The organism is Nonomuraea sp. B1E8 (assembly GCF_039871515.1).
Lineage (GTDB): Bacteria > Actinomycetota > Actinomycetes > Streptosporangiales > Streptosporangiaceae > Nonomuraea.
In genome coordinates this window covers 344,582-356,967 of record NZ_JBDPLS010000010.1, presented here as the reverse complement: position 1 = coordinate 356,967, position 12,386 = coordinate 344,582, and the positions used below count along the sequence as shown (strand labels likewise).

11 protein-coding genes and 1 pseudogene are annotated in these 12,386 nt (G+C 68.4%); 3 read left to right on the top strand and 9 right to left on the bottom strand.

Translation table 11 applies throughout. From position 1 onward, the window contains the following. Positions 1-3 precede the first annotated feature (3 nt). Positions 4-1,035 carry an ABC transporter substrate-binding protein gene (locus ABGA98_RS31120; RefSeq protein ID WP_347621953.1) on the bottom strand — a complete coding sequence of 344 codons (1,032 nt, stop codon included), beginning with the start codon at positions 1,033-1,035 and terminating at the stop codon, positions 4-6. 117 nt (positions 1,036-1,152) lie between these two features. After that, positions 1,153-1,962: a GntR family transcriptional regulator gene (locus tag ABGA98_RS31115; protein WP_347621952.1), complete on the bottom strand. Its 810-nt coding sequence runs from the start codon at positions 1,960-1,962 to the stop codon at positions 1,153-1,155. A gap of 284 nt (positions 1,963-2,246) precedes the next feature. On the opposite strand from ABGA98_RS31115, the gene ABGA98_RS31110 reads away from it, so the two are divergent. Together ABGA98_RS31110 and ABGA98_RS31105 are read left to right on the top strand one after the other, a co-directional pair. Beyond that, positions 2,247-3,428 carry an SGNH/GDSL hydrolase family protein gene (locus tag ABGA98_RS31110; RefSeq protein WP_347621951.1) on the top strand — a complete coding sequence of 394 codons (1,182 nt, stop codon included), beginning with the start codon at positions 2,247-2,249 and terminating at the stop codon, positions 3,426-3,428. Between the two features lie 62 nt (positions 3,429-3,490). After that, positions 3,491-3,610: pseudogene (locus ABGA98_RS31105) on the top strand (FAD-dependent monooxygenase); the annotation flags it as partial. A 223-nt stretch (positions 3,611-3,833) separates the two neighbouring features. Here ABGA98_RS31105 and ABGA98_RS31100 read toward each other — a convergent pair. From ABGA98_RS31100 to ABGA98_RS31075, 6 genes are read right to left on the bottom strand one after another with little or no spacing between them, the layout of a single operon-like run. Beyond that, positions 3,834-5,228: an FAD-dependent oxidoreductase gene (locus ABGA98_RS31100; protein WP_347621950.1), complete on the bottom strand. Its 1,395-nt coding sequence runs from the start codon at positions 5,226-5,228 to the stop codon at positions 3,834-3,836. A 40-nt stretch (positions 5,229-5,268) separates the two neighbouring features. Beyond that, positions 5,269-6,063: an ABC transporter permease gene (locus tag ABGA98_RS31095; RefSeq protein ID WP_347621949.1), complete on the bottom strand. Its 795-nt coding sequence runs from the start codon at positions 6,061-6,063 to the stop codon at positions 5,269-5,271. After that, positions 6,060-6,911 carry an ABC transporter permease gene (locus ABGA98_RS31090; RefSeq protein WP_347621992.1) on the bottom strand — a complete coding sequence of 284 codons (852 nt, stop codon included), beginning with the start codon at positions 6,909-6,911 and terminating at the stop codon, positions 6,060-6,062. The genes ABGA98_RS31095 and ABGA98_RS31090 overlap by 4 nt, the downstream gene beginning before the upstream one ends. A 52-nt stretch (positions 6,912-6,963) precedes the next feature. Then, positions 6,964-8,169, bottom strand: a complete 1,206-nt coding sequence (locus ABGA98_RS31085) for a spermidine/putrescine ABC transporter substrate-binding protein (protein WP_347621948.1) — start codon at positions 8,167-8,169, stop codon at positions 6,964-6,966. Between the two features lie 9 nt (positions 8,170-8,178). Beyond that, entirely contained in the window at positions 8,179-9,246 is a 1,068-nt protein-coding gene (locus ABGA98_RS31080) for an ABC transporter ATP-binding protein (protein WP_347621947.1), read from the bottom strand. 21 nt (positions 9,247-9,267) lie between these two features. Continuing rightward, positions 9,268-10,701, bottom strand: a complete 1,434-nt coding sequence (locus tag ABGA98_RS31075; protein ID WP_347621946.1) for a gamma-aminobutyraldehyde dehydrogenase — start codon at positions 10,699-10,701, stop codon at positions 9,268-9,270. A gap of 270 nt (positions 10,702-10,971) precedes the next feature. Here ABGA98_RS31075 and ABGA98_RS31070 point away from each other — a divergent pair, with 270 nt between their 5' ends. After that, positions 10,972-11,463, top strand: a complete 492-nt coding sequence (locus ABGA98_RS31070) for an Lrp/AsnC family transcriptional regulator (RefSeq protein ID WP_132597601.1) — start codon at positions 10,972-10,974, stop codon at positions 11,461-11,463. A gap of 28 nt (positions 11,464-11,491) precedes the next feature. Here the strand turns inward: ABGA98_RS31070 and ABGA98_RS31065 are convergent, their stop codons facing one another. Then, complete coding sequence (locus ABGA98_RS31065; RefSeq protein WP_347621945.1) at positions 11,492-12,370, bottom strand: hypothetical protein; 879 nt, start codon at positions 12,368-12,370, stop codon at positions 11,492-11,494. Positions 12,371-12,386: the final 16 nt, after the last annotated feature.

Here is a 12,386-nt window from a genome sequence, read left to right as displayed (position 1 = left end):
GGATCAGACCCCGTACCGCTTGGCGAACTCCTTGGACACCGCGTCGCGCATCTCGCCCGCGCGCACCGGGTCGTAGTCCACCAGGTCGAGCTCGGCGAGACCCTGCGCGCCGTCGGGCAGGTCCACGTCGCTCCGCACGGGGTAGGAGTGGACGAGGTCGACGATCATCTGGGACGCCTTCTTGCCCTGGAGCCACTGGACGAACTTCTCGCCGCCCTGGGGGTTCGGCGACCCCTGGACGAGCGCGTTGCCGGAGATGACGACGCCGGTGGGCTTGGGGTAGACGAGCTCGATGGGGAACCCGGCCCCGCGCACGTTGAGCAGGTCGTGGGCGAAGGAGACGCCGGCGGCGTACTCGCCGGTGGCGACCAGCTGCGACGGCGCTCCCCCGCTGTCGGTGTACTGGCCGATCAGGCTGTGGAACGCGTCGAGGAACTTCCACGCGCCCGCCTCGTCGCCGTGGCGGAAGATCTGCGTCGCCACGAACGTGTACCCGGTGCCGGACAGCGTCGGGTTCGGCATGACGAGCTGGCCCTTCAGGTCGGGGCGCAGCAGCTCGTCCCACGTCGTCGGGAGCGGGGCGCCGCCGGTCTCCTCCTTCCACCGGTCGGCGTTGACGCCGACGGTCATCAGGATGAGCTCGTTGGCGTGCCAGTAGCCCTCGGGGTCGACGAACCGCTTGTCGATGCCCTCGACCGTGGGCTTGAACGACCGGATCAGCTTCTCCTTGGCGAGCGGTCCGGCGTCCCCGCTGGCCAGGCCGATCACGTCGGCCGCGGGGCGGCCGGCCTCGGCCTTCAGCCGCGCCAGGAGCTCGCCGGCGCTCTGCCGCAGCACCTCGACCTCGATGCCCGACTCGGCCTGGAACGCCTCGGCCAGCCGCCGGGCGGGTTCCTCGGGCATCGGCGTGTACCAGGTCACCGTGCCGCCGGACGCGGATGCGGCGTCGTCGCCGCCGGATCCGCAGGCCGACCCGAACATGAGGAGTGCGAGAGAGAGCGCGCCTGCGGCGACTCGTAACAGGGATTTGTGCATGAGTGACCGCCTCCGGATCGATGCGCCCACAGGAAGGGACGCAAGGTCACGATGCACGAAATGGTGTTATCTGTAACGCGAGGTGTCAATACCTCTTGTAGACCAATTGGCCGGTCGTCATCCCAAAGACGTCGCCTTGTGGGTCACTCCGCGGGGGTGTCCGAGGTCCTCCTCCGGGGTCGACGTGAGGTCCAGCTCCGATGTGATCATGTAGCGGTCGCCGCGGAACAACGTCTGGGTGAATTCGATCGCAACGCCGTCCGACGTGCGGGTCGCGGTCCTGAAGAGAAACGCGGGAGAGTACGGCGGCGCGTCCAGCACGGCCGACTCCTCCTGGCTGAGCACCGTCGGCTCGATGGTCTGCGTGCCCGCCGCCACCTTCAGGCCGTAGCGGTCGGAGAGCAACCGGTAGAGGGACTTCTCCTCGAGCTCCTCGGCGGGCAGGCCGGGCACCAGCGCGTCGGGGAGCGTCGTGGTGGCGAGCGCGATCGGGTCGCCATCGGCCAGCCGCAGCCGGCGAATCGTCACGATCGTGTCGGACGGCGCGATCTGCAGCCGCCAGCTCATGCGGACGCCCGCGTCGGAGCGCTCCACGCCGACGATGCGGGTCGAGGGCGTGATGCCGCGCCGGCGCAGCCCCATCGAGAACGACGACGCCGTCGGCGACTGGGTGATCGTGGGCCGCGCGACGTAGGTGCCGCTGCCCTGCTTGCGGATGAGATGACCGTCCCTGACCAGGTCGTCGACGGCGCGCCGCACCGTGAGCCGGGAGACGCCGCAGTCCTCTTCGAGCACTCGCTCGGGCGGGATCGGATCTCCCACGTTGAGGTCTTCGAGCAGGCTCATGATCCGCTCGCGGACCATGTTGTGCTTGCGCCCGCGACGAGCGTCCGCGTCGCTCACGTCCACCCCCTCCAACCCCTTCATGGCGACACCCGCACTTCTCCGCCATTTTACGCCACGGCCATGGATTGGTATTGACGACTTGTATACCAACTCTTACAGTCACCGAAGAATCATGACCTTCCGGTGAACCAGGGCGGGGCGCGATGACGCCACCGCCACTCCTCCGTCCCACGGCTGGCCGCGATCGTCAGGCCGGGTCCGATCATCGTCGCATCAGGGCCGACGCTTGACCACCCCGCCCCGACCCGCGCCTTCCCCCGACCGGCCTCAGCCCTGAACAGCATCGTTCCGACAAGGGAGCACCGATGGGCAACCACATGGTCAATCGACGTCATCTCTTCGGGCTCGCGGGCGCCGGCGGCGCCGCCCTCGCGATCCCCGGCCTGTTACCGACGCCGGCGCACGCCGCCGCCCCGCACCCGCCCGCCGCGTGGCCCACCGAGTTCGTCGAGGTGACGCCCAGCATTGAGGGCGACATCGCCTGGTACGACGTCTCGCACTGGGGCGTCGAGGGCAAAGGCTGGTCCGACACGGCAGCCTACTACGACCGGCTCCCGGCCAAGGCCGAAGGCGTCGTGACCCCCGCGGTCTGGGTGCGCAGCCGCAACTCCTCGGGGCTCCTGACCCGGTTCGTCACCGACTCGACCATCTTCCGGGCCCGCTACCGGCTCAGCCTGGCCACCGTCTCGATGTACCACATGCCGGCCATCGGCCACAGCGGCGTGGACCTGTACGCGCGCACCCCGGAAGGACACGACGCCTGGCTCGCCAACACGCACCCGGCGGCGCAGAACGTCGACCAGCAGATGGGCATCGCGGTCGACCCGGGAGAGCGCCTCTACACCGCGTACCTGCCGCTGTACAACAGCCCGCAGCGGCTGGAGATCGGCGTCCAGGCCGGCGCCAAGTTCCTCGGGGTCGTACCGCGCACCACCCCACCCGCCGTCTTCTACGGCAGCTCGATCATGCAGGGCGGCGTGGCGTCCAGGCCCGGCATGTCCATCACCGCGCTCCTGGGCCGCCGCTTCGACGTCCCCACCGTCAACCTGGGCTTCTCCGGCAACGCGCGGATGGAGCCCGAGATCGCCGAGCTGCTCACCGAGCTCGACGCGTCCGTCTACGTGGTCGACAGCTCCCCCAACATGAACCCGCAGCAGATCGCGGAACGCGCCGAACCCTTCGTCCGCATCCTGCGCGCGGCCCGCCCCGACACGCCCATCGTGATGGTCGAGGACCGCCGGTACGGCGACGGCCAGTTCGTCGAGTTCCGCCGCACCCGCAACGCCCAGAACGCGGCCGCCCTGCGCACGGCCTACGAGAACCTGCGCCGCTCCGGCGTCAGAGGTCTGTCCTACCTCTCGGCCGACAAGCTCCCCGGGCCTGAGGAGCTGGTGGACGGCTCGCACCCGAGCGACCTCGGCATGGCGACGTACGCCGACGCGTACGAGAAGGTCCTGCGCCCGATCCTGAAGGCACGAGGCCACTGACGCCGCTCTGAAATGCCCCGGGGCTTGCGGCACGTCCCGGGGCACGGCCCAGACTGGAGCGCATGATGGACGTGATCATCGCAGGCGGCGGGCCCACCGGCCTGATGCCGGCGGCCGAGCTGCGGCTGCACGGCGTACGGGTGCTGGAGAAGGAGACCGAGCCGGCCCCGTACACCAAGGCTCAGGCCGCTGTTACGCGCGACCAGCCGCTCCAGCGTGGCCACCCGCTCGCGCAGCGCAGCGTTCTCGGCCCGAAGCTCGGCCACCTCCGCCTTCAGCGCCGTGTGCCCGGCCATGAGCGCGCGCGTCAGAGCGATCAGCTCCTCGCGGGAAAGCCTGCGACCACAAAGCGTGCACATATCAACGAGTCATCTCTAAACCCCCACTCATACGCCCAGGTCTGCGCTATGAGTCGAACCCCAGCCCCATCCGGTCGAGCGCCCGCAACCACAGGTTGCGCCTGCCCTGGTGCCGGTCGGCCCGCGCGATCGACCACCTGGTGAACTGGATCACCCCCGACCGCACCGGCTCGGGCGGGAACGGGATCGGCTTCTCCTTCACCATCCGCAGCTCGGTGCGCTCGGTGCGCTCGCCCGACAGGAGGTCGAGCATGACGTTCGCGCCGAACCTGGTGGCGCCGACCCCCATGCCGGTGAAGCCGGCCGCGTAGACCAGCCGGCCTCCGTGGGCCTGCCCGTAGAAGGCGCTGAACCGGCTGCACGTGTCGATCACGCCGCCCCACCGGTGGCTGAACCGCACGTTCGCGAGCTGCGGGAACGTGGCGTAGAAGTGTCCGGCGAGCTTGACGAACGTCGCGTCGCGCTGGTCGTACTCCTGTTTGACCAGGCCACCGTTGTAGTAGACGGCGTCGTAGCCGCCCCACAGGATGCGGTTGTCGTCGGTCAGCCGGTAGTAGTGGAACTGGTTGCCCGAGTCGCCGACGCCCTGGCGGTTGCTCCAGCCCACCTCGACCAGCTGGGCCGCCGTCAGCGGCTCGGTCATCAGCACGTAGTCGTAGACCGGCACCACGAAGTGCCGCAACCGCCGCAGCAGCGGCGGGAACACGCCGGTGCCCAGGGCCACGTGGCGCGCGGCCACCGTGCCGTACGGCGTGCGCAGGGTGATCGTGGTGCCGTCGTCGTGCAGCGAGCGCACCGGGCTGCGCTCGTGGACGCGTACACCGAGCCGCAGGCACGCGTCCCGCAGCCCCCACGCCAGCCGCGCGGGGTCGACCATGGCGCACCCACTGCGCTCCCACAGCCCGCCCAGGTAGGTCGGCGAGTCGAGCTCGGCCCGCACCTGATCCCGGTCGAGCGGCACGTAGTCGAGGCCCAGCTCGTCGATCAGCTCGACGTGCTCGTTCAGCCCGTCGAGCTGCCACGGCTCGGTGGCCACGTGCAGCTCGCCGGTGCGCTCGAACGAGCAGTCGATGCGGTAGCGCCACAGCGTGCGCTCGATCTCGTCGAGATTGGCCACGCCCATGCGCTCCAGCCGGTCGATCTCCTCCGGCCACCGTTCGAGCCCGTTGGCCAGGCCGTGGGTGAGCGTGGCCATGCAGAACCCGCCGTTGCGGCCGGTGGCCGCCCAGCCGATTCTGCGCCCTTCGAGCAGGACGACGTCCAGCGTCGGGTTGCGTTCCTTGGCCATCAGGGCCGTCCACAGGCCGGAGAAGCCGCCGCCGACGACGACCAGGTCGGCGCTGGTGTGGCCGGCCAGCCGCGGGGCCGGCTCGGGTCGGGCCGGGCTGTCCAGCCAGTACGGCCCCCGCTCTGCGTCGGCCAGCGCCTTCAGCGGATCCACACTCCCACATCCCTACGATCGAGCGTGAGGTTTCGAAGGGTCAGGCGCGCCGCCTGGCCACCACAGCGTTGGCGACGGCGATCAGCACCCCGACGCCGAAGATCAGCGTACCCATGACGTTGACCTGCGGCGGGATGCCGGTCTTCACCGCGCCGACGATCCACAGCGGGAAGGTGACGGTCGAGCCGTTGACGAAGCTGGTCACCACGTAGTCGTCGATCGACAGCGCGAACGACAACATCGCGCCCGCCGTCACCGCGGGCATGATCGACGGCAGCGTCACCTGCCGGAACGTCCCCCAGGCCGTGGCACCGAGGTCTCTGGCGGCCTCCTCCAGCGACGGGTCGAGCGTGACGATCCGCGCCCGCACGGTCACCACCACGAAGGACAGCGAGAACAGCACGTGCGAGACGATGATCGTGTTCGCGTCGCGCGGCACGTTGCCCGAGACGAACAACGACAGCAGCGACGCCCCCATGACCAGCTCGGGCGTGGAGATGGCGGCGAAGACCAGGAAGTTCGTGACGCCCTTGCCGCGGAAGCGGTGGCGGCCGAGCGCGAGCCCGAGCGTGGTGCCGAGCACGACCGTGATGACGGTGCTGACCAGGGCGATGACCAGGGAGTTGCGCAGCGCCACCGTCAGGTCGGAGATCTCGAACAGCTCGGCGTACCACCTGAGGGTGAAGCCCTGCCAGCTGGTGTTGGACTTGCTCTGCTTGTCGTTGAACCCGAACAGGATCATCACGGCGATCGGCGCCGACAGCCACACGATGACGAGCCACGTGTACGCGTGCAGCAGCCGGTCCCCGAGCCTGCCCCGCTCGCCGCTCCTCACCGGGCCGCCGCCTCGAGCACGTTCTCCGTACCGAGCGCCCTGGCGTAGGCGAAGATCCCCACCAGCAGGACCGCCATCAGCGTGAACGACAGCGCGGCGGCGGTCGGGTAGTTGAGGTTCACCAGGTATTCGGTCTGGATGTTGTTGCCGATCATGGTGTTGCCCGTGCCGCCCAGGATCTGCGCGTTGATCGGGTCGGCCGTGGCCGGCACGAACGTCATGAGCACCCCGGCGAACACCCCGGGCAAGGACAGCGGCAGCACGACCCGGCGGAAGGCGCCCGCCCGTGTCGCGTACAGGTCCTGGGCCGCCTCCACCACCCGCGGGTCCACCCGCTCCAGCGCCACGTAGATGGGCAGGATCATGAACGGCAGGAAGTTGTAGGTCAGCCCGCCCACCACGGCGAGCGTCGTCGCGAGCACGTGGAAGCCCTCGGGCAGCAGCCCCCAGTCCTTCAGTGTGCCGAAGAGGATGCCGTTGTCGGCCAGCAGGAAGTTCCACGAGATCGTCCGCAGCACGAACGACACGAAGAACGGCAGCAGCAGGAGGAAGAGGTACACGGACTTGCGGGTGCCGCCCCTGAAGGCGATCCAGTAGGCCACGGGATAGCCGATCAGCAGCATGGCCACGGTCGCGAGCCCGCCGTACACCAGCGAGCGGAGCAGCTGGGTGCTGTACCTGCCGAGCGCGTCCCCGTAGGTGGAGACGTTGAAGGTCATGGCGTAGCCGTCGTAGGCGTTGCCGGTCTGCAGCGAGACGGACGCCATCGCGACCATGGGCACGACCAGGAAGATGGCCAGCCACATCCAGCTCGGCAGCGCAAGGAGGTAGGGGGTGAGCCGCCGCATCGTCACGCTCTCCCGGGTCCGGCGGCGCGCGGCAGGTGACGGGTCATCGTGCCTACGCCTGGGTGATCGACTGGAAGATCGGGTTGAACACCTGCTCCTGCTGGGTGGTCAGGGTGGTGTACGTGCGCAGCTTGGCGTAGTCGGCTTCGCTCGGGAACATGAGCGGGCTGTCGACCATGTCGTTGAGCGCCTTCTTGTCCTTGCCCTCGGCCGTCTTGGCCCGCTCTCTGAACAGGTCCTGGACGGCAGGGACGGGCGTGACGAACTGGATGAACTCATTGAGTTCGGCGGCCACGGCGGGCTGGTAGAGGTAGTCCATCAGCATGAGCGCGTCGAGGGGGTTGGCCGCGCCCTTGGGGATGAGCATGTTGTCGGTCCAGATCGTGCCGCCCTCCTCGGGCACCACGAAGGCGACGGGCTCGCCGGCGAGCTGGCGCTGGAAGACGTCGCCCGACCAGGCCATGGTCACCCAGACATCGCCCTTCGCCACGGCATCGATATACCCTTGATCATAATATTTCCGCACAAGTCCGGCATCACGCTGCGCCTTGAGCTTCTCCCCGGCCTTCTTCCAGTCCGCCTCCGTCGACTTCTCCGGGTCGACGCCCACCGCGAACATGCCGAAGTTGCCGATCTCCTGAGCGTCGTTCATCATTCCGATCCGCCCCTTGTACCGGGGATCGAACAACGCCTCGATGCTGGTGATCTCCTCTTTGACATGGTCGGTGTTGTAGGCGATCCCGGTCACGCCCGAAGCGTACGGGATCGTGAACTTGTTGCCCGGGTCGTAGGAGCGCTCCTTGAACTTCTGGCCCGCGTTGGCCTGGAAGTTCGGCAGCCGCGCGTGGTCGAGCGGCACCGCGTAGCCGAGCTGGAGCATGTGCTGGAGCTGGACGCCGTTGGTCATGACGACGATGTCGTAGCCCAGCGACTGGCCGGCGCGCAGCACGGGATCGGCCTTGCCGAAGAACTCGGCGTTCTCCTGGATGACCTCCTTGTACTCGTACGCGATGCCGGTGTCCTTCGTGAACCGCTCGAGCGGGCCCTTGTCCTCCGGCATGTACTCCGGCCAGTTGGCGAAGACGACCTTGCCGTTCTTGGTCTGCTTCGCCCAGAAGTCCTGGACGGCGTCCGCCTTGGGCGGTGCGACCTTCTGCCCCTGCACGCCGCAGGCGGCGAGGGCGAGCCCGGCGGCCGAGTAACCGGCGAGCCGGAAGACGTCACGTCTGGTGCGGGATGAGCGCAGTGGGGGGTGCATGAGGCGCTGTCAACTTCCAATCACGTACGAGTGCTGCGCCCGCCACGACAGCCAGACGGAGTCTCCCCGCTCCGCCGTCGCCACCGCGTCATGCGCGTTCTGCTGGAAAACGGTGATGTCGGTCCCGTCAGCGAGGCTCACGGAATAGCTGGTGTAGGTGCCCAGGTAGACGACCTCGGCGACGGTCCCGCGCACCCCGCTCACCTCCGGCCCCGGGTCCAGCGCCCCGATGGTGATCTTCTCGGGGCGTACGGTCACCGTCACCTCGCCGTCGTGACCGGGCACCAGCACCCGGCCGCCGCCGACCTTCACCTCGCCGCCGGTCGCCGTGCCCGCGAGCAGGTTGGAGGTGCCGATGAAACCCGCGACGAACGCGGTCGCGGGTCGTTCGTAGATCTCGCGCGGCCTGGCGAGCTGCTCGATCAGGCCGTCGTTCATGACAGCGATGCGGTCGCTCATGGTCAGCGCCTCGTTCTGGTCGTGCGTCACGTACACGAACGTGATGCCGACCTCGCGCTGGATACGTTTGAGCTCGATCTGCATGGCCTGGCGTAATTTGAGGTCGAGCGCGCCGAGCGGCTCGTCGAGCAGGAGCGCCCGCGGCCGGTTGACCAGGGCCCTGGCCAGCGCCACGCGCTGCTGCTGGCCACCGGACATCTCGCGCGGCCGGCGTTTCTCCCTGCCGGCCAGGTCGACGATCTCCAGCATCTCGCCGACCCGCCGCCTGATCTCCTCCTGCGGCGTCCTGCGCTGTTTCAGGCCGAACGCCACGTTGTCCCAGACGCTCATGTGCGGGAAGAGCGCGTAGGACTGGAAGACCATGTTGACGTCGCGCTTGTTCGGCGGGACGTCCGTGACGTCCTTGCCGTGCAGCTTCACCAGGCCCTTCGTGGGCGCCTCGAACCCGGCGACCATCCTCATGGTCGTGGTCTTGCCGCAGCCGGACGGGCCGAGGAGGGAGAAGAACTCCCCCTCGGCGATGTCCAGCGTCACGCCTTTGACCGCCTGGACGACCTCGCCATGCGAGAGGTACTCCTTGACGACGTCCTCTAGCTCGATTGCCGATAGCCCGGTCATGTCCAGGTTTCGCCCCTGCCGCTATTCGCCGATGTAGTGCATGACGTGCTTGACCCTGGTGTAGTCGTGCAGGCCGAACACCGACAGATCCTTGCCGTATCCGGAATGTTTGAAGCCGCCGTGCGGCATTTCCGAGATGAACGGGATGTGCGTGTTCACCCACACCGTGCCGAAGTCCAGCCGGTTGGACATCCGCATGGCACGGCCGTGGTCGGAGGTCCAGACCGAGCCGCTCAGGCCATATTTGACGTCGTTGGCCTTGGCCAGCGCGTCGGCCTCGTCGGTGAACGTCTGCACGGTGATCACGGGGCCGAAGACCTCGTTCTGCACGATCTCGTCGTCCTGCCTGAGCCCGTCGACGACCGTGGGGGCGAAGAAGTAGCCCTTGTCGCCGACACGCTTGCCGCCGGTGAGGATCGTGGCGTGCGCGGGGAGCCTGTCGATGAAGCCCTGCACCCTGGCCAGCTGGTTCTCGTTGTTGAGCGGCCCGTACAGCGCGTCCTCGGTGTCCAGGCCGCCCGTCACGGTGGCGGCGGCGGCCTCGCTCAGCGCGGCCACGAACGCGTCGTGCACGCTCTCCTGCACCAGCACCCGGCAGGCGGCGGTGCAGTCCTGGCCGGCGTTGTAGAGGCCGGCCTCGGCGATGCCGGCGGCGGCCGCACGCAGGTCCTTCACGTCCTCGAAGACCACGACCGGCGCCTTGCCGCCCAGCTCCAGGTGCACCCGCTTGAGGTCGTCGGCGGCGCTCCTGGCCACCGACATGCCCGCGCCGACCGAGCCGGTGATGGCCACCATCGAGGCGGCCGGATGGCTCACCACGAGGGCGCCCGTCTCGCGGTCGCCGGTGACGACGTTGAAGACGCCGGCGGGCAGCACCGAGCCGAGGATCTCGGCGAGCTTGAGCGTGGCGACCGGGGTGGTGTCGGACGGCTTGAGCACGACCGTGTTGCCGGCCGCGAGCGCGGGGGCGATCTTCCAGACCGCCATCATCACCGGATAGTTCCACGGCGTGACCTGGCCGACCACGCCGATCGGCTCGTGCCTGATGACGCTGGTGTGCTCGGCGAGGAACTCACCCGCCGTGGGACCCTCCAGCGTGCGGGCCGCACCCGCGAAGAACCGGAAGTGGTCGGCGGCGACCGGGGTCTCGTCCTCGGCCATGCGGGCGCGCGGCTTGCCGGTGTCGCGGCACTCGGCCTCGTTGATCTCGTCGGCCCGCGCCTCGATCGCGTCGGCGACCTTCAGCAGCAGGTTGGCCCGGTCGCCCGGGGTGGTCCTGCCCCACGACTCGAACGCGGCGGCCGCGGCGGCGAACGCCGCGTCGACGTCGTCCTGCCCGGAGACCGGGGCCTGAACGTAGGCCTCGCCCGTGCACGGGTCGATGATGTCGGAGAACCGGCCGCTCTTGGCGTCCACGAGCTCGCCGTTGACATAGTTCTGCAGACGGGTCGTCATGCGCCCTCCTTCGTCGGTCGCCAGACCCAGGTGCTCTGTCTATGGATGACCTCGGCAGGCTCGGTCATGAATGACCTCCTCGTGAGGTGGCAGAGATGCCCGCGACTCTTACAGAGCGGTCGCAGCGAAACAAGGGATTTCGTGGTGAATATATCAAATTGCTACGAATTCGCTTGACAGTCCCCCGGGAACTGACACCATGTCGCACCAGGACGGCATCCCAGCGGGAACGCCCCCGCCATGCCGGACCGCTAGGAGGAACCACATCCGATGACCACGCCGCCCCGCGTACGCCGCTCCGCTTCCCGCTCAGGGCCCGTGGTGCTCGACGACCTGTCCAAGCAGATCATCGAGCAGCTGCAGGCCGACGGGCGCATGCCGTACGCGGCGATCGGGAAGGCGGTCGGACTCTCCGAGGCGGCGGTGCGCCAGCGCGTCCAGCGGCTGCAGGACGCCGGTGTCATGCAGATCGTCGCCGTCACCGACCCTCTCACCCTGGGCTTTCCCCGCCAGGCCATGATCGGCGTCACCTGCGAGGGCGACCTGGAGTCGGTGGCCGACGAGCTCGCGGCGATCGAGGAGATCGACTACGTGGTGCTCACGGCCGGTTCGTTCGATGTGATCGTGGAGGTCGTGTGCGAGGGCGACGGGCACCTGCTGGAGATCCTCAGCAAGATCCGCGCCATCCCCGCCGTCCGCGCCACCGAGTCGTTCGTCTACCTGAAACTACGCAAGCAGACCTATTCCTGGGGCACCCGCTGACCGACCCGGCGGCGGGCTCCCGCGGGGCTCACCCGAAGACCTGCTCCGCACAGTCGGCCGTGAGCGCCCGCTGGAACCACCCCTCCAGCACCGCCGTGTCCATGCACGACGTGATCCGCTCCCGCACCTCCTCAGACACCTCGATGCCCCGCGCCTCAAGGAGCATCTGCAGCATCTTCGCCCCCTCTTCCGCCTGGCCTTTGGCCAGGCCTTTGGCCTCGCCCTCGGCGAGGAGGCTCTCGGCGAACTCCCCCTGGTACGGATGTGTCAGCATAGCCATAAGGTTCCCCCATTCCTTCTGGGCGACGCCAGTCAGAGAGACGTAGATGTACTGACCGTATCGCCCGGCCAGCTTCTGATCGATTTTGCTGAGGGCCGCGTCCAACGTGCTCAGGACTTCTTTGATCAACGGGTCCTGGGACTTGGTGACGGCGGAGATGACGGCCAGACCGATGTTGCCCAGCGCCTCGGCCACGTCGGTGATGAGCGGGGTGTTGTCGGGCCCGATCACCAGTGGATTGAGCACGAGTCCCGGATGGCCGGTCTCTATGGGCTTGGCCGCCCAGCGTGCTATCTGGCGATCGGGGCAGATGACGGTCAGGACGACCCGGCACTTCTCGCGCGCCCGGAAGTTGGCGATGTATTCCAGCCACGAATAGTGCTTGTCGTCGTCCTGGCCACGCTGCGTCTCGATGATGACGCCGAGCTTGTCGCCATCCTCGCCGTAGAGGAGGGCGCCATCGGCCCGGCAGACCGCAGGAACGGCTTCGGACAGGTCGGGCGAGGCCAGCCTGGCCTCGCCCGTCTCGGGTATCCGTAGATCGAACAGCGCGCGCAGCCCCTGCGCGGTGTGCCCGAGATCGAGGGTGACGAGCTTGGTCAGCCCTTCGTGTTGGGGAGTGATCACGGGCGCGACATTACTA

What these genes read in the sequence shown, in the direction of transcription:
- ABGA98_RS31120 (WP_347621953.1), bottom strand. Translation starts at nt 1,035, where the DNA reads ATGCACAAATCCCTGTTACGAGTCGCCGCAGGCGCGCTCTCTCTCGCA.
- ABGA98_RS31115 (WP_347621952.1), bottom strand. Translation starts at nt 1,962, where the DNA reads ATGAAGGGGTTGGAGGGGGTGGACGTGAGCGACGCGGACGCTCGTCGC.
- ABGA98_RS31110 (WP_347621951.1), top strand. Translation starts at nt 2,247, where the DNA reads ATGGGCAACCACATGGTCAATCGACGTCATCTCTTCGGGCTCGCGGGC.
- ABGA98_RS31090 (WP_347621992.1), bottom strand. Translation starts at nt 6,911, where the DNA reads ATGCGGCGGCTCACCCCCTACCTCCTTGCGCTGCCGAGCTGGATGTGG.
- ABGA98_RS31085 (WP_347621948.1), bottom strand. Translation starts at nt 8,169, where the DNA reads ATGCACCCCCCACTGCGCTCATCCCGCACCAGACGTGACGTCTTCCGG.
- ABGA98_RS31080 (WP_347621947.1), bottom strand. Translation starts at nt 9,246, where the DNA reads ATGACCGGGCTATCGGCAATCGAGCTAGAGGACGTCGTCAAGGAGTAC.
- ABGA98_RS31075 (WP_347621946.1), bottom strand. Translation starts at nt 10,701, where the DNA reads ATGACGACCCGTCTGCAGAACTATGTCAACGGCGAGCTCGTGGACGCC.
- ABGA98_RS31070 (WP_132597601.1), top strand. Translation starts at nt 10,972, where the DNA reads ATGACCACGCCGCCCCGCGTACGCCGCTCCGCTTCCCGCTCAGGGCCC.